1 protein-coding gene is annotated in these 536 nt (G+C 49.4%); it reads right to left on the bottom strand.

Translation table 11 applies throughout. The features are described from left to right. Positions 1–536, bottom strand: a 536-nt coding sequence (locus tag R7Z47_RS26565; protein WP_318130986.1) for an MATE family efflux transporter, incomplete at both ends; no start/stop codon positions are given.

Here is a 536-nt window from a genome sequence, read left to right as displayed (position 1 = left end):
ATACAGGCAGAATTTCACATCTCCACCAGCACGAAGAACCCACACAATGACCATCATAGGCACTGAGCGCAATACGACGCCAAGTGCCAGAATCACCATGAACTGCTCTGCCAAATGACGAGTCTCGGCGCTCAATGCACTGAACGCATCGAGTATGAGCTGATTGGTGAAAAAGAGAAGTACCGCACCACCAAAAGCAATAAGGACATTCAAGATTACCGTCGCCCAAGCTTGGTAATACACAGGTTCAAAGTTTTTCGCGCCGAGTTGGTTACCCACTAAAACCGCAGCCGCGTTCGATAGGCCAATCATCATAGCGAGAGCAATCGACTCAACGGGTGTCATCACCGACAACGCTGCCAAACCTTGCACGCCTGCTTGTCCCATGATCGCGTGGTAAGCAAACAGCCCTCCAGCCCAAGCGAGAAAGTTGAACGTCGTGGGTAAAGATAAGCTAAGAAAACGAGTGATTTTGTCCAACACTAAGCTGGCACGAATATCGCCCCAACCAAAGGCGATAATGTGTTTTTTCAACC

Source organism: Vibrio sp. 1641 (assembly GCF_033339995.1).
Lineage (GTDB): Bacteria > Pseudomonadota > Gammaproteobacteria > Enterobacterales > Vibrionaceae > Vibrio > Vibrio alginolyticus.
Note: the sequence above shows the minus strand (reverse complement) of the source record. Positions and strands in the feature narration are given on the sequence as shown.